We start from the raw sequence: 25,408 nt of genomic DNA, 5'->3' as shown, positions 1-25,408 counted from the left end.
GCGCACCGGACGAACCCATTCGCGCACATCGTCCCGCAGCCGGAATCGGTTGGTACGCAGGAGATCTCCAGGTTCAGCAGCGCCTCGATTCTTGGATGATGAGCACCGATGACGCAGACGGATTCAAGCGGGTTCGCTCGCCGGGCGAATTCTTCCGCAAAGTCGTGAAATTCGATGACGCCACCGCCTTGATAGCTCTCGGCACGAATCCCGAACCCGACGCCCGGTTCACCTCGAACATCGTGGTTCTGCACGACAACGGGCATCTGATGAACTGGCAGATCTTTGCCCGTGGCCGAACCGATCTGGACCGGCCCGGCCTTCGCGGACTCACTCATGACGTATCCGACGTGGACCAAGCCGCCCTCGGCCCACACGAAGCACTCGGCCTGACCGATGAACCCGGACCCGACGTACCGGCTGCGGCCTTGATCGCGTTCCCACCCACCGGTGCCCCACTCATCGCGCAATGGATCGGGCAGGTACCCACCTGGATCGACTGGCAACGCGAGGGAGACGCCGAACTGATCCACCGCGACGACTGGAAAGCAGTCGCCAAAACAGCGGTCATGCTTCAACCCGGCCTACCCGGCATGAAAGCCGTCACCGTCGCCCGCATCCGCGCCCACACCCCGAATGGATGGCAACCCGTCACCATCACATCCCGCCGCTACCCCGGCGAAGTCGGCAGCCGCCTGCACATCGTCAGAATTGCCCGGGCCGAATAAGCTCGCCGCGGCTGCTGGGTGGCGACGACGAAGACCAGAAATGGAACGATATGGTCGCCGGCGCAGTCACGGCGCGAGCCACCGCGGGCAGTCGTCCTACCCCTCGTGCCGAGCCGGGTTCGGCCGGCTGTCGCCGTTGTCACGCCACCGCAGGGGAAGGCGATCCTGCACGACTCGGCGGTAGACGAACAGCACGACTCCGACAAGGATCAGCGCGCACCCGGCCAGGACTTCCTTGGGTTCGCCAACGTAGCTCAGGCCGGGGTTGAGCGCGCCCACGACGAGGATGACCGCGTTGAACGCGGCGACGGCTACCGCGATCGGGATCCAGACGCGGGGTAGCCGGATCGGGCGGGGCCAGTCGGGGCGGTCCTTGCGTAGCAGCACGAAGGCGATGACGGCGAGTGTGATCGCCAGGAGGTAGCCGAGGTTGCTGGCGATGAGGATGGCCACCGACTTGCCGACGAACAGCAGGATGCCGAGGTTGACGATCATGGTGGCCCATAGGGCACGGCTCGGCACACCGCGGGAGTTGAGCTGATCGAGCTGCTTGATGGACATCTTGTCCGCCGACAGCCCATACAGGGCACGGCTGGCGTCCGCGGAAGAAGAGATCATGCTCAGGAATAACGCCCCGCACAGGACCGCGGCGATCAGGTCGGACAGACCGCCGGAGATGTGGCCCATGCTGACGATGCCGTAGGTGATCGGATTGGCCGTGAATTCGTCCGCGGTGAGCTGACCGGACGTCGCCAGCGGCACGATCGTGTAGGCGCCGACCATGAACAGCGCGATCGAGTTCAGCGCCCGGGAGGTGTCGCGGGTAGTGTCGCGGTATTCCGGGGCGAACACCGCGCACAACTCCGAGCCGTAGATCGCCCAGGCCGACACATACAGCCAGACCACAAACGCGGTCCAGTTCCCGTCCACGTGTGCGGACAGGTTGGCCGTGCTCCACTGCCCGGCAACGAACGGGCCGATGGCCAGTGCGAGCAGTACCACGGCGAAGGCCACGCCGATGACTTGGTTGAAACGCAGCGCGACCCGGATACCGAGCACGTTCAGCATCGTGCACGCGATCACCGTGAACGCCGAGATGCACTGTGGCAGGCCGAAATCGACGCTTCCGAGACTGAGCAGGGTGAAGGTGACGCCGGGGAACCATTGGGCGTGGACGAGTTCGCCGATGGTCAGCCCGACCAGCGACAGCACCAGCGCCCAGCCGCACCAGTAGCCGAATGCGGCGAGCGGGGCGATGGGAGTGAAGTATCGCTTCCACCCTTCGGCGGCGAACATGGCCACACCGCCGGCCTTGTCGGCGAACATGGCCGCCATCTCGGAGAACAGCTTGTTCTGGCACACCGCGACCAGTGACAGCACCAGGCAGATCGCCACCGCGGGCACAGCGCCGATGCCTCCGACGACGTAGCCCACGGAGATGAACAGGCCGTTGGCGATCGGCAGGGCGAGCATGAAGCCGTCCTGCCAGCGCAGTGTCTTGGGTGGGCGCGGCGGATTCGAGGCCATCCACGAATTCCTCTCCACGAAATGCACCCTCATCCCGAACGAGTGACCACCTGATCAGCGAAGCCTCGAGGCCGGGGCGGGCGTAGTCAACCGTTGGGGGCGTCGGCTCGTGTTTGCGGGTGGTCGAGTTGCGACGCCGCGATCCATGCCGCGATCTGCGCCCGCGAGTTGAAACCCAACTTGGTCAGCACGCGCTCGACGTGCCCCTGGGCGGTGCGTGGCGAGATGACCAGGCGAGTGGCGATCTCCCTGTTGGTCAAGCCTTCGGCGACCAGTTCGGCGACTTCACGCTCGCGTTTGGTGAGCTTCCTGCCAGCGGCGTCCTTCGACGCGGGCGCCCGTTGTTCACCGAGGGCATAGGCGATCGCGGCGTCGAAGCTGAGCGCTGCGCCTTCCCGCTGGGCCGCGGCGTAGGTCCGCGCGCTCATTGCCTGTCGTGTCCGGCTCTCGCAATCTTCCTGATAGACGAGCATTTCCAAAAACTGTATCGACGGGGTGCCCGCCGTCCGGCCGATCCGCTCCGCGGCCGCGGTCAGCACGACCGCGCGCTCGAAGTTCGCTTCTTCGGCGGCGATCCACGCCAGTACTTGCAGACACATGCTGGTGTTCGTGCGGTCCGTTTCGGTCCGGCTCACTCGCAGTGCCTGCGCGAGTAGCCGAGCCGCTCGCACCGGATCGCCCTGCCTCCACACCGCGATCGCCAGGGCCCACTGCACGTAGGACCGGTACATCGTTTCGCCGCGATTTTCGCTGATCCTGAGCGCACGCTCATAGTGCTCGATTGCCCGGGTGGTGTCGCCGCGCAGTGCGTGTGAGAGACCGAGGAATGTCAGGGTGTCGATCTGGAAGACGAGGTTGCTGGCTTCGGCATACACCTGGATGGCCTTCTCGAACAGGGGGCCGGCATCGGCAGGGTTCCGGCTGAACAGGGCGAGAAGCCCGTCGGCGAAGTCGATGTGCGCACGGAACAGCGGGTCGCTCGTCTGCTCGCTGAGCGCGCGCCCTGCGCGCACCAGAGCGGCCACCGCGGAAGTATCGCCCTGGGTCGCGGCCATGGTGCCGGCGGCATAGAACGCCCAGCCCTGGTCGATGGTGACCGGTCCGGTGCGGCGTGCCAGCAGGCGGTCCAGCCAGCGACGTCCCTCGCTGAGCGAGCTCACGGAGTACCAGAAAGGCACAAGAGCGCTGGCGATCCGAAGCCCGGCCTCGGGGCTGTCGGACACGCAGAATTCCAGCGCTTGCCGCAGGTTCGGTTGCTCCCGGCGCAATCTGGACAACCACTCGACCTCGCGGGGACTGACCCAGTCGGCATTCGCGTCGAGCGCCAGCCGTTCGTACCAGTCGCGGTGGCGGCGGGTAAGCTCGACGTAATCGCCGTCCTGCTGCGCCTTTTCATGACCGTACTCCCGCACGGTGTCGAGCATTCGCAAGCGCGCGCCACTTCCCGATTGCTCCGGTGTCAAGATCGACTTGTCGACGAGAGATGTCACCGTGTCCAGAAAGTCGGGATCATCGCCGCAAATGGATTGGGCGGCTTTGAGTTCGAAGGTGCCAGCGAACACCGACAGCTGGGCCCACGCTCGTTGTTCGGCCGGTGTGCACAGGTCGTAACTCCAGTCGATACTCATGCGCAACGTCTGTTGGCGCACCGGTGCGCCCCTGCTGCCGCGCGACAGCAAGGCGAACCGATCGGTCAACCGTTGCAGGATTTGTTCGGGCGACAGCGCCCGCAACCGCGCCGTCGCCAACTCGATCGGCAACGGCAAGCCGTCCAGCCGCTGGCAGATCCGGGCGATCGTGACCATGTTTTCCTGGGTGAGCTCGAATCCCGAGACAGCCGCGGTAGCCCGATCGGCGAACAACCTCATCGCGTCGTTATGGGCCGGGGTCCTCGGTAGGCGATCGGGATCGGGGACGGCGAGTGGGTGGATCGGCAATATGGCTTCTCCGTCGACGCCGATCGGCTCACGACTCGTCGCGAGGATCCGCAAACCGGTGCTCGTGCGAAGCAGAGGTTCGGCGAACTCGGCCACCGCGGCGACTATGTGCTCGCAGTTGTCCAGCACGAGCAGCACTTCTCGATCGGCGAGATACTCGGCGAGCACCTCGCGTAACGGCCGCGGCGCCCGGTCGTGCAGCCCCAGCGCACCCGCCACGATGCCCGCCAGCAGTGACTCGTCATGCAGTTCGCCCAGTTCCACGAAAGCCACGCCGTCGGCGAAACCGGGCTGCGCGTCGGTGGCGATCCGCACCGCCAGCCGCGTCTTGCCCACCCCTCCGATCCCGGTCAAGGTCACCAACCGCGAAGACGTCAACGCGTTCGACGCGTCGACCAGCTCCGTGCGCCGATTGATGAAACTGGTCAGTTCCACCGGAAGCCTGCTGCGGCCCGAACCCGGCGAGGTGTCCGACCGTCGATGCTCCCACGATCGGGCCGAGCGTGACTCGCCTCGGGGCAGTGATTCGGCGTCGTACTCGGCTGAGGCCGCGCCGCGCAAGGGAATCTCATCGACGACGAAACCGTGACGGAGTTGGGCTTCCTGTAATTGTTCACCCAGTTGCGTGGCGGAAGGGCGGCCGCCCGGATCACCGGACATGGCGCGTTCGATGATGTCACTCACATCCTCGGGAATGCCGCGCCCCCGCAGGTCCGGAACCGGCTCGGCGGCGATCCGGAGGAACTGGGCCACCAATCGCTCACCGCTGCGCCGTTCGAAAGCGGCATGACCGGTGATCGCGGCGAACAACGTAGCGCCGAGACCATACACATCCGCGGCCGGACTCGGCGGCTCGCCGCCGACCACTTCCGGGGCGGTGAAAGCCGGTGTACCCGTCACAACACCGGTGGCGGTGACGAACCCGCCCACGATATGAGCGATTCCGAAGTCCACCAGCGTCGGCTCGTCGTAGTCGCTGAAAAGAATGTTCCCAGGCTTGACGTCACGATGCAGAACCCCGAGGCGGTGCGCGGTCTCCAGAGCCCCGGCCATTTTCACCCCGAGCCGCAGCACATTCGCCAGGCTCAGCGGCCCGTCACTGCGGATCCGTGCGTCCAGGGAGCCGCGCGCGTAGTACGGCATGACGATGAAAGGCCGACCATTGCCGGTCACACCAGCCTGCAAGACATGCACGATGTTGGGATTCCCGGTCAGCCTGCCCGCTGCGCGCCGCTCGCGGAAGAACCGCGCCCGATTGTCCTCGTCGAGATCGGCGGTGAGCACCTTGACCGCCACCACACGGTCGAGCGAGACCTGTGTGCAGCGGTAGACAGCGCCGAAACCGCCACGGCCGATCTCCACGGCGTCGCCGAACCCGGCCGCCGTCAGTTCCGCCGCGACCGAACCGGACACATCGCGTTGCGTCGCGTATGCATCGCTGCCGGTCATCATCTACACCGATTCATCCCGTCCATGCCAATGGCAGACGCACAATGCTCACCTCTCGATGACGTATCCCCAGAGTATCGCCAGACGAATGCCGGGAAGCATAGAAAGCCCCGACATCATTGTGGAAGAAGCTCGAATGCCGCAGTATGTCCCGGCCGGATCGCGGCGAAAAGACGGCGACCGACAGTGGCGATCCGAGTGATGTCCAAGCGCTCCGCAGTCGCGACAACCGAGGCATCAGCGGTGCCGACCGGCCAGTGCCAGTAGCGGGCCACCAGTTCGGCCATACGCAGCCAGTCACCCGGATGCACCGGCTCCACCTCGTGGATACACCCTTGTTGCGGCCCTGTGATCGAGTCCCCTCTCGCGCACAGAACAGCAACAGATCTGTTGGATATCCGCGTAGGGCGGGGGTGCGGGATTTGCCGTGTCGGCCAGCACTCGCCGGATAAGGTCGCGCGCGTGGCGTCAGACGGGATGGGCGGGAGCTTCTGCCGCACTTGGTGTGCGTGTCAACTCACGCAGGTAACTGCCCATTGTGAGGTTGACGAGCTCTCCGGAGCGTTGATCCATGCCGAATTGGATGCCCACGCCCCGCCGGGCGTCGAGGTCGATGAGGACCAGCCCTTCTACGCCGACGTTCTTCTCCAACCACGAGAAGAGGTAGGTATTGTCGCGAAGCTTCCAGTACCAGCAGCGATCGGTATCGGCGAATCCATTTTCTGCTCCGCCGGAGCATACCCAGGTGAATAGATGTTCGTTGAGGTAGATGTGATCGTAGACGTCATCGCTGCTGTAGGCGTAGCGGATTCGGCGACCGATGAGTTCGTCGGTGCTCGCGTGGGGGCTGGACGCTGGTGACTCAGTGTCTGCAATCCGGCCTTGAAACCAGCGCTGCTGGGCGAGGTGCGGGTGGGCGCCGAGGCCGAGTTCGCCTATCGCTCCAGTGACTTGGCCGCTGATCAGGTCAATGGCCGCGGTCACCACCGTGGGGTGATTTTCATTGGATCGTCGGTAGTGCAGGAAGAACAGCCCGGGCTGCATCTCGAAAAGCTCGTAGGTGTCTGTGCCGCTGGGCGAGTTGGGTTCCGTTGTCTGCCAGTCAACTGTCGTGTCGGTAAAGGTGTGCGTAAAGATCACTGCGGTGCCGGTGTCAAGGAATTTGGCGTCAATAACGATCCGCCGCCCAGTGAGAGCGCCGCTGTCCTCCGGGCGGTATTCGTCGAAGCCCTCGGCCATCTCGTTCAAGGGTGTCCAGTCGTCCTTATTCCAGCTGAAACCGGTCGTTCGTTGAGTCATGGCCTGCGCTCTTTCTCTGGGTGTGGGATGCGGTAAAGCGGGTGTATATGCGTACTATGCTGTGAAAGAACGTCTTTCAAATTCGTCCAGGCGGTTGAGGTACCACTGCGTGAATGAGGCAACGCGTTCCTCTTGGGCTGAGTAGACGCCGGGTTGGTAGGTGCGTGACATGACGCCGGCTTGGTTGTTCTCGGTGATGGTCTTGTCTTCTCCGAGGGTTACTGCCCACACTGCGGAAATCTTATCTATGTCGTAGTCGTGCCCCTCGGTGGCATCGAGGTCTACCAGCCATGAAGTGACCAGTTCGGTTTTGGTCGGCGCGATCGGGGTGTAGCGGAAGAGGATGGCGAAATCATTGTTGCCATGCAAGGTTCCAGTTGGGTTGAAGCTGAGTCCGGTTTGTCCCCCGTCGAATGCGGTGAAACGACCCATCAGGGTGCTGGCAGGTGTGCCGTCGAGCGTTTCGGTGAGACACCCCTCGCGGATAGGCAGTCGTGACGCGGATCGGAAGAACTCGCTGTCGGCGTCATCGGCGAACATGTGTGTCTCCATGCCGCGCTCTCGCACCTGCTTCTCCCATACAGCGAGCTTCTGCGCGTACTGCGCTGCAAGCTCTCCGCCTGCGGACCCCGCACCAGCGCCGAACGCCAGCATTTTGAGTTCGTCGTGAACGCCGGTGTAGGTGGGATGCGCGGATAGGCAGTGGTAGCACTCGAAGAAGTTCTCTATATTCAACTTCCAATTAGCCTCGACCAACCAACGTTCCTGCTTGATGACTTTTGCGTGGTCGAGCCCGTGCAAGTCCAGGAAGGGCCGCAGGTCGCCGATCATGTCCTCGAAACGTGGCGGCTCTCCGGGAGACAGATTGATGAAGATCAGGTCGGCGTAGGTCTGCACGTGGCAGCGCTGCAACCCGTTCGCGGCGGGGTCGAAATCGTCGGGCATGAAGCGCGGCGGTTTGAGGTTGCCGTCGAAGTCGTAGGTCCAAGCATGGTACTTGCACGTGAGCGTTCGACTTGTGCCGCTCTCGCCGGTGCAGATGAGAGATCCGCGGTGCCGACACACGTTGTAGAAGGCGTTGATCTGGCCCTGGCGGTTGCGCACGATGATTACGCTCTCGTCGCCGAATTTGTAAGTTAACCAGTTGCCAGGATTGGGGATACGCGAAGCGTGGTCGACGTACAGCCATTGGGTGGTGCCGTACATCTGCATGTCCAACGCGAAGATCTCCGGGGACGTGTAGTACTGCTGCGGCAGACTGCGGCCCGGTATCGGAGTCGCGGTGGGAACATCGGAGGTCACGTCGAGACGGGTGGACAAAGTGGCTCCTTTGCGGAGATATGTGAGCGGCGGTAAGCGTTGTGCGCCCAACAGCTGAGGCCGGTATCGCTTGGCGCTACCGTACAAGTGACCGGTAAAGTGACCGTAGCTATGCGCCGGGTGTGAGTCAAGGCACGTTCGTAACCTCATGGAGACGCGTGTGCACCCCAGGACGCACGCTGATCGCGATGAGTAGGGTGTTCTGAGGTTGGGTAGCGACGACGAACAGACACGGCACAGTGCCGTGAGATCGAGGTGGTTCTACGATGGCCTACGGTCGGCCGCGGCAACGGATGAACCCGGCAGATCGTCGCGCGCAGATCGCCGCCGCCGCGCGTGACCTCATGATCGAAGGGGGCTTCGCTGCGCTGACCCTGCGGGCGGTCGCGGTTCGCTGCGGCATCTCTTTGGCTGCGGTGCAGCACCATTTTGCCGACAAGGGCGAGCTGTTCAAACATGTCATCGAGCTGGTGACGGCCGAGTACGACGAGCGGTACGAGCAGGCCGTCGTTCAGTCCCACGGTGACCCGGAACGGCGGTTGAGGTATTTCCTCAATTACCTGGTCTGCGAGGATATTCAGTCGCCCAGATCAGCGGGGTTCTTCTACGAACTGTGGTCTTTGGCGTACCGCGGCGACGTCGCCGACGAAGCGATGACGCAACTTTACGACCTGCAGATTCGGCGCGTCCGTGACCTCGTGTGTGAGCTGAACCCTTCGACGGACAGGCAGGAGGCCCTCGCCCGGGCCGGTGTCATCGTCGCCGCAGCGGACGGGCTGATGTTGACCGTGGGAGCCGGCAAGCGCAGCGAATTGATTCGCCAGGACGTCCCGCGGGATGCGCTCGTCGAGCTGATGGTGGGTCTGGCCACCCAACCGATGGCGCAGTGACCTAGGCACCCGACGGTAAACGACCGGATACGGCGACGAGGAGTTCCCGCAGGTGCGCTAGCGCCCGTTCGGTCAGCCGGGGATCGCCAATTGTGATCTGGTGGAAAACCAGTCCGCTGGCGGCCGAGTAGACAAGGTGGCTCAACGCCGGGTCGTGGCCGAGTCCCGCAAGCTCGAGTTCGGCCCGCAGCGCTTCGACGTAGGCCAGGTAGATAGCCTCGACGTGAGGGCACAATTCCGGGCGACGGCGGGACTCCAGAATCAGCTCGTACTGGAATGCCTGATCGTGCGGGTTCTCGGCGATCATCGCCGACAATCCGGCGAAAAGGGCGTCGATATCACCGCTGCCGGGTCGGGCGCTGATGGAGGTCACGCTGTTGTCCAGCGAGAAGCGCAACGCTTCCTCCAACAGGGCGTCTCGGCTGCCGAAGTGATGGGCGACAAGCCCGTGGGCCACCCCGGCTTCCCGGGCGATCGTGCGATAGGTGAAGTTCCGCAGCCCCTGTTCGGCTCCCACGCGCACCGCCGCTCGCAGCAGCGCATTCCGCCCCTGCCCATACCGTGGGCTCGAGCGTGTCGTGTCCGTCTTCGCGGGCATGATCTCCCCTTACTCGCACTTCGCCGGCGGACCTCCACAAGCCCCCGAGGGTCACTTTCGCGCAGTTGCCATCGCCCGAGCTTTCCGCCGAGCACCAGGTTACTTCACAGCCGGCTGCGGAAATTTTCGCTATCCACTTGACCAGTTTGACTCACATCAGGCATATTGTGTGCCACCGATCACAATTGACCAGATGGATAGCTTTCCTGGGCGCAACGGTTGCAGTGGTGTGCACGACCGTTCTCGCCGTCGACGCCCGCGGCTGGGCCGGGTTCATCGACGGAGCCATCGAATCCGGCCTCCGGAACGCCCAGCAGATCATCACCGAGTTCGAAAGCGAGAAGTGACCGCCAATGCGGACGCCGAGAACCTACCGAGATTCCTGGCGACGGCCGCGTTGATCGACAACGTCGAGATAGAAGCCACCGATATGCCGTCCGGCGCCGCCGGTCCGCACTGAAAGCCTCCCCTTTCTCCTTTTCCTTCCCCCGAGGTCTCCCATGTCCGAACCTGCCGCATCGCCGGCCCCCGTTACCCACCCACCGAAAACCCTGCGCTGGCAGGACGGATTCATGCTCGCCCTGCCCATTGCCAACGGCCTGTTCGTCTCCGTCGGCTATGTCATCGGCGCCATCGGCGCCATCCCGGCGGTCGTCATCTGCGTAGTGCTGTCTGTGGTAGCGCTGCTCCAGAACAAGCTCTTCTCAGAGATGGCGGCCATGTTCGCCGACAAAGCCGGCGGTGTGGCGATGTTCGCGGCCGAAGGCTGGAAACGCTACTTCACTCCGGTCGCACCGATCGCCGCATTCGGCTATTGGTGCGGCTGGGCGCTGGTGCTGTCACTGGTCGGGCTGACCATCGGCGAACTGGTCCACGCCCAGTGGTTCCCCGATACCACCTTCACCCTGTTCAGCCTCGGAAGTGTGGAGTTCGGGCTGCCCCACTGCATCTCCGCCTTCACGGTGATCGCGTGTACGGCGTTGAACGTACTCGGCATCCGCGTCGCACTGCGTTTCAACCAGGTCATCGGTGCCGCATTCGTTATCGTCCTGCTGGCGCTTGCCGTCGGTCCGTTCGCTTCCGGCCAGTGGACCACCAGCAACCTGACCGCACATCTGGACGGGAACTGGACCACGTTCGTGGTCTGGATGTACGTGTCGGCCTGGGCGATTTACGGGTCCGAACTGTGTGCCGTATTCGCCCCTGAGTACCGTGACACCACACGTGATACCTCCCGGGCGCTGAATTCGATTGCGCTGTTCATGGTCGCCGCCTACACGATCGTGCCGCTGGCCACCTCAGGTCAGCTCACCGAGCAGGAGTTCGCGGCAAACCCGATCACCTACGGAATCGTCAGCATCGGCCATATCTCCGGTGGCCTGTCCGATCTGATCACCGTGATCCTCTGCGGCGCCCTGTTCCTGAGTATGATCTCCTCCTCCGCGGACGCCGGACGCGCCCTCTACGGGCTCTCGGCGGAGAAGATGTCGATCACTCAACTCGATCAGCTCAACGCTCGCGGCGTACCCAGCCGCGCACTGTGGGCGACCATGGTCGTCAATCTCGTCATCCTGCTGTTCGTCGGAAACTCGGTGGCGATCCTCATCGCCAGCAATCTCGGTTACATCCTGTCGATCTCATTGGCTGTCATCGCCTTCCTCCTACTGCGTAAGGATCGGCCCGACTGGCCGCGCCCGATCCGCTTGCCGCGCATCTGGATACCGATCGCGGTGGCGGTTGCCGCGTTCAACGTGGTCATCCTCATCGTCGGAGCGCTCAACCCAGGCCTCAGCTACGCCGGCGGAATCAAGGAGGTCTTGCTCGGGTGCGCACTGCTGCTGCTCGGTGTCGCACTGTTCTTCTACCGCAGAATCGTCCAGGATCGTGCTCCGCTGACATGGCGCGAAGATGAAAGCCGCCCGACACCGGTACAGCCGCGGGGGTAGCACGATGACCGTCGATCCCACCACTCGGCTGCGTGTCATCCACGAACGCAGCCTGCCGGCCTTCGCCACCCACGCCCTCGCGGGCGCACCCGCCGACCGGCCGCCGCGCGAACATCTGCGCACTCCAGGAAACCCCATCGCTCTCGCCCGCACCATTGCCGGGAAGGACCCCCGATGACCGAAACCACCGCCACATACGGCGACGCCGACCGGATCTCTGCCTCACTGGACGCCGGATGGCAGCTCCCGGCCGCGCTGTACAGCGACCCAGCAGTGCACGAGCAGGAAAAACGACAAATCTTCGCAAAATCGTGGTACTACGTCGGCCGGGAGCGAGATCTCAGCGAACCCGGCTCCTACCTGACCGCTCAGCTCGGCGACCTACCTATCGTGGTCGTGCGCGACCGCGCCGGCGCTTTGCACGGTCACGTCAACATCTGCCGCCATCGCCTGCATCCGGTAGCTGAGGGGTCCGGATGCAGCCATCTGTTCCAGTGCCGTTATCACGGCTGGACCTATACCCACGACGGTTCGCTCCGGTCGGCCCCTGGGCTACGCGACGAGGACGCCTTCGACCGGCAGACGCTCGGCTTGCGGCCGGTATCGGTGGACACCTTCCGCGGATTCGTCTTCGCCAATCCCGATATCGCCGCCGAGCCGCTGCACGACTACCTCGCCGGCGCCCATGAACTCATCGATGAACTGGACCTGGATTTCGCGGATTGGGAGCACGCCGGGACCTACACCTACGACGTCGCAGCGAACTGGAAACTGTTCACCGAGAACGCACTCGAGTGCTACCACTGCCCCCTGGTGCACGAAAACACGTACGCCACGGTATTCCACACCACCAAAGCCGACTACCAGTGCACCGAATTCGACAACGTCGCGGTACAGATCGCACCCGTCACCGAACTGACCGAACGCATCGCCCAACGGCCGGGCGGACTCGATGGTTTCCGACTGCTCTACCTATGGCCGATGACATTCCTCTCCGTCGACGACTTCGTCGGAATCGTCGCCCGCACCATTCCGGTCGGGGCGCACGGCAGTCGATTCGTCGTCGACGCCTTCGTCAAACCCGGCACCGACCCGGCGGTATTGGAGCAGTGGCTCGATGTCTACGACCGCACCTTTGAGGAAGATAAAACCGTCGTGGTAGCGCAGCAAGCCGGCTACGACAGCGGGGTGATTCCACAAGGACGCTTGATGACCAACTGCGAATCGACCATCGCAATGTTCCAACGTCGCACCTGGGCAGCCCTGCATGAGCCGAACGGGCCCGGCTTGCCTCCGAAATCGCCCACCGCGACCGGGCCGGCGCCGACCGGACCGGCCGCGCCCACCGCGCAGGCATTCTGGGAGGCGGACTTGCGCGTCGACGCCGTCACGACGGAGGCCGATGCCATCGTCTCCCTCACTTTGCGTGCTCCCGACGGCACAACCCTTCCGCCGTGGCAGCCCGGTGCCCACATAGACCTGTGCCTGACTGCCGAGTTGACCCGGCAGTACTCGTTGTGCGGCGATCCGCGGACCCCGGACCGGTGGAAGGTCGCCGTGCTCGACGAACCGCAGTCCCGCGGCGGATCGGCCCATGTGCACCGCCAGGTCAACGCCGGTGACCTGATACGGGTACGCGGACCCCGCAACCACTTCGCCATGCCCGACGCCCCAGCCTACCTATTCATCGCCGGCGGAATCGGCATCACCCCGATCCTGCCGATGCTCAGCGAGGCCGAACAACGTGGCGTGCCATGGCAACTGCTCTACGGCGGACGCACCCTCTCGTCCATGGCGTTTCTCGAGGATCTGGAACGCCACCGCGACAAAGTACTTCTCCGCCCGCAGGACAGTCATGGGCTGCTCGACCTCGACGGCTTCCTGTCCGGCGCGACGCCCGGCACAGCGGTGATGGCCTGCGGACCCAGCGGGCTGCTCGATGCGCTCGATCTCGTCTGCACCGCGAACTCCGACGTAACTCTCCATACCGAGAGATTCACCGCCAGCACGCCACAGGCCGCGACGGACAGTGCCTTCGACGTCATGCTCGCCCGCAGCGGCACCGTTGTCCGTGTCGAGAAAGAACGCTCCGTCCTGCAAACCCTTCGCGATCACAACGTACCTGTGCTGTCGTCGTGCCGGGAAGGACTGTGCGGCAGCTGCGAGACCCCGGTACTCGAAGGCGATATCGACCATCGCGACAGCATCCTCACCGAAGAAGAACGCCGAAGCGGCGACACGATGATGATCTGCGTCTCCCGCTGCACCTCACCTCGCCTGGTCCTCGATCTCTGACCCCACGGGACTGTAATTTCTTCGGCGTGCGTCGTGCGGCGCTGCGATTTCGAGTGGAGGTGACCTTCGCACAAGACAGTAAAACCGGATGGGGGAGATCAGTCGGTAATGAGGCGCGTCGTCCGATCCGGCAGGATCCCGGCCCAGACGAGTTCCTCATAGATCCGCTGCTGCTCATCGTCGAGATTCGAGTACAGCATGTCGTATGCCAGATCTTCCTCGGCGAGCACCGCGACCGGATCCCAGTCGTCACCGAGCGCCGCGACGACGGCGCTGCGCCGTCGTGCCTCGTCCAGCGTGAGGTCGTAAGCAAAATTGTGGCCGGCCATGTGGGCGTCTCCAACCAGGTTCTTTCCAAAGCGAGTTGATGACGATGCCCAACCACGCATTCTCGGGCAATGACCTGCATCACGTTCCATGGTTGGACTTCGTCACATTTGACGCCCGTGCGCAAGCCGGACCACGGAGTAATGCGTCCACAACACCACGACACGTCCACCACTGAAAATCGGGCACGGCGAGGGCCCGGCAAAAGATCCCAAGCGAACCCGAGCAGTCCGCACAGCTCGGCTTCCGGACAAGGCTCGAGCACCATGCTCATCACACACCGACAGCGTCGATGACGCAGCTCACACGTATCCGGCAAGCCGGAATCCCGTCGCCGCCCGAACAGTTGTGAGAGGTCATGGACCTGTTTACCCCCGTCACCCTCGGAGACATCGAACTCGCGAACCGTCTCGTCATGGCACCACTCACCCGTGGTCGCTCCGGGCCCGACGGTATTCCCGGCGACCTGGTGGTCGAGCACTACGGTCAGCGGGCGAGCACTGGGCTGATCATCACCGAGGGCACGTACTCCAGTCACGCCGCGCAAGCGTTCGTCGGGCAGCCCGGCATCGTCACGGACGCGCAGGTCGACGGGTGGCGGCGGGTCGCGCAGGCGGTGCACGCTCGGGGTGGGCGGATCGTCATGCAGGTCATGCACGCCGGACGGGTCAGCCATCCGGAGATCAACCGAGGGGCGCCGATCGTGGCGCCGAGCGCGATCGCGATCGACGGCCAAGCGCGTACCCCGTCCGGCAAGCACCGGTACCCGGTGCCGGAGGAGCTGACAATCGCGCAGGCCCAAGCCATCAAGGACGATTTCGTGGCGGCCGCGCGCCGGATCGCCGAGGCCGGGCTGGACGGGATCGAGGTGCACAGCGCCAACGGGTACCTGCTGCACGAGTTCCTCTCCCCTGCCTCGAACCAGCGCACCGACGAGTACGGCGGGTCACCGTACAACCGGGCGCGTTTCGTCGCCGAACTGGTCGCCGCGGTGGCCGAGGAGATCGGACCGGGCCGGGTGGGCCTGCGCATCTCCCCGGAGCACAACATCCAGGACGCGCTCGAGACCGACCGGGACGACGTCCGCGCCACCTACGGCGCGCTGCTGGACCGAGTGCGCCCGCTCGGTCTGGCCTACCTCTCGGTACTGCACGCGGAACCGGGCGGTGATCTTCTGCGCGAACTGCGCGAACGGTTCGGTGGCCCGATCGTCGCCAACAGTGGCTTCAGCTCGCCGACCACCCGCGAAGAAGCCCTGCGCTTGATCGAGGACGCACATGCCGACGCCGTCGCGGTGGGCCGTGCCGTCATCGCGAACCCCGACCTGGCCGAGCGCTGGCGCGGCGCGCATCCGGAGAACCCGCTGCGGCCCGCGCTGTTCTACACCGACGGCGCCGAGGGATACACCGATTACCCGTTCCTGACGACCGTCTGACGCCCGCCCTTTACCGCTCTATCGCCGGAGTCGGGAACCGTTCCCGCTCCGGCGATTTCACGTAAGGGTGCGGCATTTCGGGCGTCGTCGGCCTGCTCACACAGTGATGTGCCCGAGCTGGCAAGCACTCCATCGGTCGGCATAGGCGCTCCGAATAGATGGGTGGCGCGCAGCTCGCCCATGAATCGCTCGCACAACGAGGGACCACCGGCGGTCAACAGTTCGGCTCGTGCGGTCAGTTCCGGCGCGGTATCCAGCCAGCGAGTGCCCCACGCGCTCAGTTGGGCGAGCACCGGGACCAGTTCGATCGCCGCCTCGGTGAGGCGATACTCGACCTTCTGGCGATGACCCGGGTCGTCGTGGCGGGTGAGTAGGCCCGCGTTGACGAGTTTCACGAGCCGGACGGCCAGGATGTTCGACGCGATGCCCTCGATGGACGCGGCGAGCAGTCCACGAAAGTGGGTGTCACCACCGAAGATGATGTCGCGCAGGATGATCAAGCTCCATCGGTCGCCGAGCACTTCGATCGTCATATTGATCGGACAGCCCGATCTACCCATCGCCACCGGCAGCTTCTCACGAGCAACTGGTTGCACCACAGGATCAGTCTAGATAATTTTCTCGGGCCGATTGCGCATTGCAATCAGAAGTGTTGCCGATGGCACAACGGCCCGCGTTCAGCACATCAATGGGCGACGCCAGCACCGCTACTGGTCGATGAAGAAACCACTCGAAAGCCTTGCACATTCCATCCGCCCAGACCTATGGTCATACCACACCGCTGTCGTACCTGATCTGGAGGGGACAATGGACATACGCAAGCAACCGGTCCGGGTGATGTTGGCGAAGATCGGCCTGGACGGACACGACCGAGGCGTGAAGGTGGTGGCCCGAACACTCCGGGACGCCGGTATGGAGGTCATTTACACCGGCTTGCACCGCAGCCCGGAGCAGGTTCTCGAAGCCGCGATCCAGGAGGACGTGGACGTGCTGGGGGTCAGTCTCTTATCGGGTGCTCACATGCCGATCTTCACGCGGATCTTCCAGCTGATCGACCAATTGCCGGACCGGCCGCGGTTCGCGATCGTCGCGGGCGGCGTGATGCCGGATGAGGACGTGAGCGAACTCGAGCAGATGGGGGTCGCCGCGGTGCTCGGCCAGGACACTACGCCGGAGACGATCGTTTCCCGAATCCTGGAACTGACCGCCTTGGTGAGGGAGGCCTGATGGAGCAGTGGAGCTGGCCACCACGGTACGACGAGTCCTACCGGCCGGACTCCGGACAGCGGCACTGGTTCCCACGCCGGGAGACGATGCCGGCGGCGCAGCGCGATGAGGCGATCCTGGCCCGGATTCAGGAGGTCATGGCCTACGCGTGGGAGCACGCGCCGTTTTATCGGCGGAAATGGGACGAGGCCGGGATCCATCCGTCGTCGATCAGGAGCCTGTCGGACTTCGAGAAGGTTCCAGTGGTGCGCAAGGAAGAGCTGCGCGCGGATCAGGCCGCGAACGAGCCGTTCGGCAGCTACCTCGCGGTGCCCCTCGCCGAGGTCAAACACATCAATGGCACGTCTGGCACCACAGGTCGGCCCACGGCGTTCGGGATCAACGAACGCGACTGGCGCAGCGTCGCGAACGCTCACGCTCGAGTCATGTGGGGTATGGGGATCCGGCCGGACGACACCGTGCTGGTCGCGTCGCCGCTGAGCCTGTACTGGGGTTCGTGGGGCGCGTATATCGGCGCGGAGCGGCTCGGTGCCCGCGTGTTCCCGTTCGGGGCCGGGACGCCCGGACAGACCGCGCGGACTGTCGGCTGGATGAAGCAGATGGGTGCGACCGTCTTCTACGGAACTCCCTCCTATGCCCTGCATCTGGCCGAGGTAGCCACGGATGAGGGCGTGGATCCAGCGGCTTTGGGTCTGCGCAAGCTGGTTTTTTCCGGCGAACCGGGGGCAAGTGTGCCGGCGATACGTTCGCGGATCGTGGCGGCGTTCGGCGCGGAGGTCTACGACTCGGGCAGCATGGCCGAAGTCAGTCCGTGGATGCATCTGGGAGCGGCGGGCAACGAGCCCGGCGTCCTTTGCTGGCAGGACCTGGTTTACACAGAGGTGTGCGACCCCACCGGTCATCATCGAGTCGACTACGGACAAGAAGGCACACCGGTCTACACCACACTGGAGCGAACTAGTCAGCCCATGATCAGGCTCCTCTCGGGCGACCTGACCCGCTGGGAGGCGCCGTCGACCGATAGCGGCCGAACCTATCCGTCGCTGCCGCGCGGAATCTATGGGCGGATCGACGACATGTTCACGGTGCGCGGGGAGAACGTCTACCCGGGCGCGATCGATGACATCGTGATGGCCGCCCCCGGCTACGGCGGTGAACACCGCATCGTGATCAGCCGGCAGACCACGATGGACGCCCTCGCGGTGCAGGTCGAGTACAAGGATGTGCCGGACACAGCACTGGAGGCCTGGGCGAACGAGATCGGCCACCGCCTGCGCAAGGCGCTCGGAGTTGGCGCGACGGTCGTGCCCGTGCCCCCGCTGACGTTCGATCGCACGGAGTTCAAGGCCCGCCGGGTCATCGACGACAGGGACCTGTTCCGCCGGCTCGGGACGTTGCCGTGAAGGGTCCGACAGATATCGTCGACGCCGTACTGGCCGGTGATCCGGCAGCCGTCGCACGAATGCTCACCTTCGTCGAACGCCGCGCCGACGGCGTCGACGAAGCACTCGCAAAAATGCATCAACACACCGGCCGCGCCCACGTGCTCGGTCTGACGGGCCCACCGGGCAGCGGCAAGAGCACACTCGTCTCCGCGCTCGCCCGCCACTACCGCGATACCGGACGCAGCGTCGGCGTGCTCGCCGTTGATCCGTCGAGCGTGTTCACCGGCGGAGCGATACTCGGGGACCGGATCCGGATGAGCGAGCTCGCCGGCGACTCCGGCGTATTCATCCGCTCGATCGCCACCCGGGGCGCGCTGGGCGGACTGTCCCGTGCGTGCCTGGACGCGGTTGCCGTGCTCGACGCCGCCGGCAAGGACATCGTCATCGTCGAGACGGTCGGGGTCGGGCAAGCCGAAGTGGACGTCATCAGTGCGGCACAGACCGTGGCGGTCGTGAGCGTGCCAGGGCTCGGCGACGACGTGCAGGCCATCAAAGCGGGCCTGCTGGAGATCGCCGACGTCCACGTCGTCAACAAGGCGGACCGCGAGGGCGCAGACCGCACGGTCGCGGAACTGCGCGACATGCTGCGACTGTCGCACCCCCGTCCGGGGCAGTGGGATGTGCCGATCCGCCGAACCATCGGCACAACAGGGCAGGGCGTCGCGGAATTGGCGGCGCAATTCACCGACCACCTGGCCTGGATCACGGATAACGGCGAACGGGAGCGTCGCGCACGCGACAACGCCGCCACCCGTATCCGCTGGGTGGTCGAGCAACTGGTAGCGGACCGGCTGCGGCCGGGTGTCACCGAATTCGATCATGCCGTCGACGAGGTCACCGCTCGCCACGATGATCCGCTGTCGGCCGCCAAGGCACTCATCGCCGGGCTCTCCAGCGATACCCAGGAGGACTTTTCATGAACGACGGCAATTTCCGGCTCAGCACCGAAGCCTTGGTCGGGTCGGTGAACGATGACCTCGAGACCTGGGAGAACGAGGAGCTGGCAGCATTTCTGGCACGTCAGCCGGAATCGCGGGAGCACTATCGCTCCGGCAGCGGTCTGCCGGTCCAGCGGGTCTACACGCCGACCGATCTGCCGCCGGACTGGCGCGATATCGGGCTCCCGGGCCGGTACCCGTTCACTCGTGGTCCGTATCCCACCATGTACCGCGGGCGGACCTGGACGATGCGCCAGATCGCCGGTTTCGGCCAGGCCGAGGAGACCAATCAGCGCTTCCGATACCTGATCGCTCAGGGCCAGACCGGCCTCTCGATCGACTTCGACATGCCGACGTTGATGGGCTTGGACAGTGACGACCCGATGAGCCTCGGCGAAGTAGGCCGCGAGGGCGTCGCCATCGACACCCTGCCCGATATGGAAGCCCTGTTCGATGGCATCGACCTCGAGCAGATCAGCGTATCGATGACGATCAACCCGTCGGCCTGGATTCTGCTGGCAATGTATGTCGCGGTAGCCGAACAGCGCGGGTACGACCTCGACAAGCTCTCCGGCACCATCCAAAACGATATTCTCAAGGAATACATCGCCCAGAAGGAATGGATCTTCCCGGTCCAGCCGAGCATGCGAATCGTGCGGGACACGATCAGATATTGCGCCGAACATATGGCGCGGTACAACCCGATCAACATCAGCGGATATCACATCAGTGAGGCCGGGGCGAACGCACAGCAGGAGATCGCCTTCACCATGGCGATCACCGAGGCATATGTCGAGGACGTGGTGGCCACCGGGCTGGACGTCGACGCTTTCGCACCCCGCTTGTCGTTCTTCTTCGTCAGCCAAGCCGACCTGTTCGAGGAGGTCGCCAAGTTCCGCGCAGTGCGGCGGTTCTACGCACGCATGATGAAGGAGCGCTTCGGCGCGAAGAAACCCGAGTCGATGCGGCTGCGGTTCCATGCGCAGACCGCCGCGGCCACCCTCACCAAGCCGCAACCGATGAACAACATCATCCGCACGACACTGCAGGCGCTGGCGGCTGTGTTGGGTGGAGCCCAATCTCTGCACACCAACGGCCTCGATGAGGCTTACACCATTCCCAGTGAGCAGGCGATGAAGATCGCGCTGCGTACACAGCAGATCATCGCGGACGAAAGCGGTGTCACGAACGTGATCGACCCACTGGGCGGCTCCTATTACGTTGAGAACCTCACCAACCAGCTGGAGCAAGGAATCTCCGACTACCTCGTCAAGATCAAGGATCTGGGCGGAGTCGTCGCCGCGATAGAACAGGGCTACTTCCAGCGCGAAATCTCCGACAGCGCTTACGAGTACGCGCGCCGCAAGGCCAGTGGCGACCGGCCGGTGATCGGTGTCAACAAGCAGGTCGAGGACGAGACCGAGAAGATCGAAACCCACAAGCTCGACCCGGCGTCGGAGTCCCGCCAGATCGAGCGGCTGCGACAGATCCGCCGGGACCGTGATCCGCAGCAGGCCGCGGAAGCCATGCGCCAGCTCCTCATCACGGCTGCCGATCCAACTGCCAACCTGATGCCGGCGACCATCGCCGCCGTCCGAGCCCATCTATCGATGGGCGAGATCACCGGCGCGCTCCGCGACGTCTTCGGCACCTACACCGAGACTCCCGTTTTCTGATGAGAGGTCGCCTTGACATCCCACTTTGGATCTTGATTACCTGGACCAACCATGCGTGAGTTGACGAGTTGCGGTGCGATGCAATCTCCGCCGCGCCGCTGTGTCCGGGGCGAGGCGTGTCTTTCCGACCGCACCTTATCCGCATGCCTATCCCTGATCGGACCCGAACCTCACAGGAGCGAGAAAATGTCGATCACCAAAGCTATCTCGTGAGCGCCCGAGTGGGCTGGGAGCCGGTACGGCGAGTTCGCACTCATGAACAGGTGCTCGCCCAGATCGAGCAGAAAATCTTCGACGGCACGCTGCGCGCCGGCGAGAAGCTGCCCAGCGAGCGGGAACTCGTGATGATGCTGGGTGTGAGCAGGACCAGCGTGCGCGAAGCGCTGCGCGCCCTGGAGGCCATGGGCATCATCGAATCCAGGACCGGATCCGGTCAGAGTTCCGGCTCGGTGGTGACCGACAAGTCCACCCCCGCGCTGACGAACCTGCTGCGACTGCATATCGCGCTCGCCAACATCAAGCTGGCAGACCTCGTCGAAACGCGGGTGCAACTGGAGCGCAGCGCAGCGAGCGCCGCCGCGGCCGCGCGAACCGAGGACGACCTACGCAGGCTGAGCAGCCTTGTGGAGTCGATGCGCGCCGCGGACTCCGATTACCCGGAGTTCAATGAACTGGACACCGAATTCCACCTGACGATCGCGCGTGTCTCCGGTAATGCGCTGGCCGCCGATCTCATGCAAGTGCTGCGTGGCGCCGTCGAACGCGAGATGGCCGAGGCATTCGCCGGTTTCGATGACTGGCGCGCCGTCGCGAACTCGCTGGTCGATGAACACGAAGCAATCCTGCACGCGATCGGAAAGGGCGACGGGCAGGCAGCCGCCGAATTGGCGGCCGCCCACATTGTTCGCTTCTACCAAGACCGAATCGCCAACTCCTAGCGAATCCCGGACAAACACACTCGGGTGAGAGTCGACCGTAGCGGTGCCGACTGTCGAGCCACCGACCCGCCCGCGCGCCGCCCTGCTACAGTGGCGTGCGAATTTCCTCCGAGATTTCGGATTCGATGACAACAACTCGACTGAACCGCCTCAAATTCCGGGTTACTGCCCCCAGGGACAGAAAACTCGCTACCGCGACCAGGGTTAGTGATCCGGGGTAGGAAATCAAGGGAAGCAGAGCCGCCAGTACGGTCGGCAGCAGAAATCCGGTGTAGGTCAGGGCGTAGTAGATTCCGGTCAGCCCGGCCAGGTTCTGCGCCGTGGCGATCGACTGGACGTGCATCAACCCGGCGACGACACATACCCCATACGCGGCACCCAGGACAACCGCGACGAGCAGTCCGAATGCCGGGTGGTGGAGCCAGGTGGCAACCGCCGCGAGTGCCAAACCCGCGGTCATGGCGCTGAGCCCGACAGCCAGCGACCGCCCGCGCGTCCACTGTTCCAGCCGAGGCACGAGCTTCTGTACGAGCGCTCCGGTTCCGAGGGTCACCACCGTGAGAAGCGTCGCGTATGCGGTCGTCCAGCCACCGAGCTGCTGTTCCAGAGTGGCCGGCACGATCGCATAGGCCACACCGGCGGCGGCGAAAACCCACGGCGCCGCGGGCACCACAATATCGAGGAATCGGCGCCTACTGTCGGGACTCATTCGCAGACTGTGCGATGGTCGATCCAATGCCCGCATCGCGGGCATGCGGGTCTCGGGCGCCTGAACGGCCAGCGAAACCGCACCGACGGACAATACTCCATGGATGACATACGGCAGTACCGCAGGCGCCGGCCCCCATTGCGCGAGCACGCCCGCGACCGCGGCGCCGAGCCCGAATCCGAGGGTGAGCGTCAGCGTCGGCCGACGCGCCCCCGCGGCCGGCTCGGCAGCAGGATCATAGGGCGCCATTGAAAGCTCCTTGATCCATGTCGTGCCGACCGACATGGCAACACCCACACCAACTCCGGCCAGCACCCTTCCGATACACAACAGAATGAACATGTGCAGACCGGCCGCAAGTAGAACGCTCCCGAGCACCGCCATCAGAGTGCCGACAAGCAGAATCGGCCTACGTCCGAAGCGATCCGACAGCCCACCGGCGACGAGCAATCCCGGAACAAGTCCGAATACGTACAGCCCGAGAAGCAAGTTCGCCTGCCAGCTTGCGTAGTCTCCGAGGGTCTCGTACATATTCAATAGCGGCGTGAAGTGATTGCCACCCCACGCGAGCAGGAACACCGCCGGTGCGGCGCGCAGCCAAACTCGCCCCTCTGGCGAAGTCGCGGAGGTTCTTCTCGAAAAGCCCATCTCAGAATGTGAGCGTATGGCTGTCGTAGCGAACGACCTGATACCGCGCGTGCCACAGGAATTCCTTGCCGGTCATTTCCAGGGAAATGCCGACAGACGAGTAACTGATCATCATTGATTCCATTTCTGGGTTATGGCGGACTCAACCGGTCGAACGTCGAGACCAAAGGATCGTCGTGGCCTGGAGTCCCCGTAGCGAGGCAGATTCCAGTATCCCGTATCCAGACTCCTATCAGGTCTATCATCTCGCTCACGAGGGTTCCGCAGCGGCCCGCCCACGACGCCCGGTGAGGCTCCGTGTTCGACATGCGGAGATAGTGCGGCGAGACGCTATCGCAACAGTTCAGCCCGTCCGCGTACTTCTAGGTCGGCCGTTGCAGGCGCACGGCGGCAATCAACGAACATCGTCCGGATCAGGCGGCCGCCAGTGCGCCGATCAAGGTGTTGGCCGCCTGGCTGAGATGTTCGCGGGTAAGCGACTCGGCCAGATCCACATCCCCGTCCCTGATCGCCTGCGCGATCGCCTCGTGTTCTCGCCACGCGACTTCGCTGTAGTCCGGAATCGAGTGCACGGCGAACATGATCCGACTGATCTGCGACCACACCGGTGCCAGGGCAGCGAGCAGGAACCGATTCCTGGTGGCGGCATAGATGGCCCAGTGGAAATCGCGATCGAGATCCCAGAGTTCCTCGGTACTCAGTCCTGGCACCCCGGCCTGGGACACTTCCAGCTTGCGTTCGAGGACGGCATCCATAGCACTCAGGTCCAGCCCCGGCGTGGCGGCCGCCCACCGCACCGCCTCCACCTCCAGCGGAGAACGAACCGCGTACACCGCCCGCATGTCCGCCACAGACAGCGTCGACACCGTGGCCCCGCCCCCGGGCAGCGACTCCACGAGCCCTTCACTGATCAGGTCATTGATGGCGTCCCGGACCGGCATCCGACTCACCGCGAGCTGCGTTGCCAGCGATGTCTGAATCAACCGAGTCCCGGGCGGGATCTCGTTGAGAATGATCGCCGACCGGAGTCGCTTCAACACTTCGGTCCGAATAGTGGACGCATCGTGCATGGGAAGCGGACTCAGCGGCGATGATGCCCGCCCTTCGGTCGATATTTCCCCCAGTCGCGTCCCCTGCATGTTTTGCTTATCCCTCTCCGTGTATCCAACAACTCTGATCAAGAGTCTCCAACGATGAAATCTCGACCACCGCGGGGCGATGGCGCATCGCTCATGTCGTCGCTCATGTCATAGACAACTGCGCAGGCGGCGAGGCGTCACGGATCAAGCAGTACTCGACGACATCGTCGACCGACACAAATGATAGTCCGTGCGTTGCCGCGAACTCCGCACCTTCCCGGGCTCCTGCAGTGGACGTCGGCACCAGTTCGGAGACCAACTCCGCCATCGCTCCGATCGGTCGCACTCCCGCACGGGTCAACAGTTCGACCACCGCCTCCACCGGCCCCGGGTTCTGCGCGATGCCGCCACGGCGCGCACGGATGGGAGCCACGTGACCCGGACGGGTGAAATCGCATGCCCGCGACCGGGGATCAGCGAGCGCCCGAATGGTGCGCGCACGATCCGCGGCAGAGATTCCGGTACTGATACCCGAGGCTGCGTCCACCGTCACCGTGAACCCGCCGACGGTGCCGGAATCCGTCAGTGGCCACATCGGTGGGAGCTGTAACCGAACACAGTCTGCCTCGCGCACTGCGACGCTGACGAACCCCGATGTGTGCCGGATGATGAACGCGAGCGACGCCGTCGTGGCGAATTCTGCCGCGAGGGTCAGTACAGCCTCCCCAGGCGACGAGCCGCATAAAACCACCATCCGCCCCTGGGCGAGATCACGCAGCACTTCCTCCACCCGAGGCTGTCCGGTCATCTCGACTCCTCCACTGTTGTTGCGGCTGATCCAATTCTTCGTTCCGACCCATCGAACGCGGCGTGGTCGCTACGTGCTCTCGCCGACCGCAAAGGTGACCTGTCACCGGACATTCGGGCACGACGCCGGCCGCCACCTCGAACGACGTGCTGCCGAACATCGCGGTGGCGGGGCCTCGAACGGAATGAT

At 64.3% G+C, this 25,408-nt stretch carries 22 protein-coding genes; 11 read left to right on the top strand and 11 right to left on the bottom strand.

Going from position 1 to position 25,408, the window contains the following annotated elements; all coding sequences use genetic code 11:
- Positions 1-98 precede the first annotated feature (98 nt).
- Entirely contained in the window at positions 99-728 is a 630-nt protein-coding gene (locus ACT86A_RS00535) for a hypothetical protein (protein WP_445089963.1), read from the top strand.
- Between the two features lie 96 nt (positions 729-824).
- Here the strand turns inward: ACT86A_RS00535 and ACT86A_RS00530 are convergent, their stop codons facing one another.
- The 5 genes from ACT86A_RS00530 to ACT86A_RS00510 form a co-directional block, all read right to left on the bottom strand.
- Positions 825-2,255, bottom strand: coding sequence for an APC family permease (locus tag ACT86A_RS00530; protein WP_445089962.1), 1,431 nt, complete (start codon positions 2,253-2,255; stop codon positions 825-827).
- A gap of 86 nt (positions 2,256-2,341) precedes the next feature.
- On the bottom strand, positions 2,342-5,641 hold the full coding sequence (locus ACT86A_RS00525) for a protein kinase domain-containing protein (protein ID WP_445089961.1): 3,300 nt from the start codon (positions 5,639-5,641) through the stop codon (positions 2,342-2,344).
- Between the two features lie 116 nt (positions 5,642-5,757).
- Positions 5,758-5,961 carry a PIN domain-containing protein gene (locus tag ACT86A_RS00520; RefSeq protein ID WP_445089960.1) on the bottom strand — a complete coding sequence of 68 codons (204 nt, stop codon included), beginning with the start codon at positions 5,959-5,961 and terminating at the stop codon, positions 5,758-5,760.
- A gap of 148 nt (positions 5,962-6,109) precedes the next feature.
- Positions 6,110-6,940, bottom strand: a complete 831-nt coding sequence (locus tag ACT86A_RS00515; protein ID WP_445089959.1) for a MoaF C-terminal domain-containing protein — start codon at positions 6,938-6,940, stop codon at positions 6,110-6,112.
- 54 nt (positions 6,941-6,994) lie between these two features.
- Positions 6,995-8,260, bottom strand: coding sequence for an aromatic ring-hydroxylating oxygenase subunit alpha (locus ACT86A_RS00510; protein WP_445089958.1), 1,266 nt, complete (start codon positions 8,258-8,260; stop codon positions 6,995-6,997).
- A gap of 266 nt (positions 8,261-8,526) precedes the next feature.
- Here ACT86A_RS00510 and ACT86A_RS00505 point away from each other — a divergent pair, with 266 nt between their 5' ends.
- On the top strand, positions 8,527-9,150 hold the full coding sequence (locus ACT86A_RS00505; protein ID WP_445089957.1) for a TetR/AcrR family transcriptional regulator: 624 nt from the start codon (positions 8,527-8,529) through the stop codon (positions 9,148-9,150).
- 1 nt (position 9,151) lies between these two features.
- Here ACT86A_RS00505 and ACT86A_RS00500 read toward each other — a convergent pair whose 3' ends face one another.
- Complete coding sequence (locus ACT86A_RS00500; RefSeq protein WP_445089956.1) at positions 9,152-9,748, bottom strand: TetR/AcrR family transcriptional regulator; 597 nt, start codon at positions 9,746-9,748, stop codon at positions 9,152-9,154.
- 500 nt (positions 9,749-10,248) lie between these two features.
- On the opposite strand from ACT86A_RS00500, the gene ACT86A_RS00495 reads away from it, so the two are divergent.
- Genes ACT86A_RS00495 through ACT86A_RS00485 form a run of 3 tightly spaced genes read left to right on the top strand, consistent with a single transcriptional unit; the run spans position 10,249 to position 13,989 of the window.
- Positions 10,249-11,694: an APC family permease gene (locus ACT86A_RS00495; RefSeq protein WP_445089955.1), complete on the top strand. Its 1,446-nt coding sequence runs from the start codon at positions 10,249-10,251 to the stop codon at positions 11,692-11,694.
- A gap of 4 nt (positions 11,695-11,698) precedes the next feature.
- A complete protein-coding gene (locus ACT86A_RS00490) occupies positions 11,699-11,872 on the top strand; it encodes a hypothetical protein (protein WP_445089954.1) in 174 nt (57 codons plus the stop codon).
- Positions 11,869-13,989: an SRPBCC family protein gene (locus ACT86A_RS00485; protein WP_445089953.1), complete on the top strand. Its 2,121-nt coding sequence runs from the start codon at positions 11,869-11,871 to the stop codon at positions 13,987-13,989. The genes ACT86A_RS00490 and ACT86A_RS00485 overlap by 4 nt, the downstream gene beginning before the upstream one ends.
- Positions 13,990-14,087: 98 nt before the next feature.
- Here the strand turns inward: ACT86A_RS00485 and ACT86A_RS00480 are convergent, their stop codons facing one another.
- The gene (locus tag ACT86A_RS00480) at positions 14,088-14,318 is read right to left on the bottom strand and encodes a DUF6400 family protein (protein WP_445089952.1); all 231 of its coding nucleotides are present in this window, start codon (positions 14,316-14,318) and stop codon (positions 14,088-14,090) included.
- 356 nt (positions 14,319-14,674) lie between these two features.
- Here ACT86A_RS00480 and ACT86A_RS00475 point away from each other — a divergent pair, with 356 nt between their 5' ends.
- Entirely contained in the window at positions 14,675-15,751 is a 1,077-nt protein-coding gene (locus tag ACT86A_RS00475) for an alkene reductase (protein WP_445089951.1), read from the top strand.
- On the opposite strand, the gene ACT86A_RS00470 is transcribed toward ACT86A_RS00475, so the two are convergent.
- Positions 15,727-16,350 carry a winged helix-turn-helix transcriptional regulator gene (locus ACT86A_RS00470; protein ID WP_445089950.1) on the bottom strand — a complete coding sequence of 208 codons (624 nt, stop codon included), beginning with the start codon at positions 16,348-16,350 and terminating at the stop codon, positions 15,727-15,729. The genes ACT86A_RS00475 and ACT86A_RS00470 overlap by 25 nt on opposite strands.
- A 208-nt stretch (positions 16,351-16,558) precedes the next feature.
- Here ACT86A_RS00470 and ACT86A_RS00465 point away from each other — a divergent pair, with 208 nt between their 5' ends.
- From ACT86A_RS00465 to ACT86A_RS00445, 5 genes are all read left to right on the top strand, one after another.
- Entirely contained in the window at positions 16,559-16,978 is a 420-nt protein-coding gene (locus ACT86A_RS00465) for a cobalamin B12-binding domain-containing protein (RefSeq protein WP_445089949.1), read from the top strand.
- Positions 16,978-18,381: a phenylacetate--CoA ligase family protein gene (locus ACT86A_RS00460; RefSeq protein ID WP_445089948.1), complete on the top strand. Its 1,404-nt coding sequence runs from the start codon at positions 16,978-16,980 to the stop codon at positions 18,379-18,381. The genes ACT86A_RS00465 and ACT86A_RS00460 overlap by 1 nt, the downstream gene beginning before the upstream one ends.
- Positions 18,378-19,343, top strand: coding sequence for a methylmalonyl Co-A mutase-associated GTPase MeaB (gene meaB, locus ACT86A_RS00455; RefSeq protein WP_445089947.1), 966 nt, complete (start codon positions 18,378-18,380; stop codon positions 19,341-19,343). The genes ACT86A_RS00460 and meaB overlap by 4 nt, the downstream gene beginning before the upstream one ends.
- Entirely contained in the window at positions 19,340-21,037 is a 1,698-nt protein-coding gene (locus tag ACT86A_RS00450) for a methylmalonyl-CoA mutase family protein (RefSeq protein WP_445089946.1), read from the top strand. Before meaB ends, ACT86A_RS00450 begins: the two co-directional genes overlap by 4 nt.
- Before the next feature lie 209 nt (positions 21,038-21,246).
- A complete protein-coding gene (locus ACT86A_RS00445) occupies positions 21,247-21,975 on the top strand; it encodes a FadR/GntR family transcriptional regulator (RefSeq protein ID WP_445089945.1) in 729 nt (242 codons plus the stop codon).
- Positions 21,976-22,060: 85 nt separating this feature from the next.
- On the opposite strand, the gene ACT86A_RS00440 is transcribed toward ACT86A_RS00445, so the two are convergent.
- The 3 genes from ACT86A_RS00440 to ACT86A_RS00430 form a co-directional block, all read right to left on the bottom strand.
- Positions 22,061-23,332 carry an MFS transporter gene (locus ACT86A_RS00440; protein ID WP_445089944.1) on the bottom strand — a complete coding sequence of 424 codons (1,272 nt, stop codon included), beginning with the start codon at positions 23,330-23,332 and terminating at the stop codon, positions 22,061-22,063.
- 413 nt (positions 23,333-23,745) lie between these two features.
- Positions 23,746-24,372, bottom strand: coding sequence for a GntR family transcriptional regulator (locus tag ACT86A_RS00435; protein ID WP_445089943.1), 627 nt, complete (start codon positions 24,370-24,372; stop codon positions 23,746-23,748).
- 202 nt (positions 24,373-24,574) lie between these two features.
- Positions 24,575-25,219, bottom strand: coding sequence for a 3,4-dihydroxy-2-butanone-4-phosphate synthase (locus ACT86A_RS00430; RefSeq protein ID WP_445089942.1), 645 nt, complete (start codon positions 25,217-25,219; stop codon positions 24,575-24,577).
- Positions 25,220-25,408 lie beyond the last annotated feature (189 nt).

It is taken from the genome of Nocardia glycosmidis, from assembly GCF_052545115.1.
Note: the sequence above shows the minus strand (reverse complement) of the source record. Positions and strands in the feature narration are given on the sequence as shown.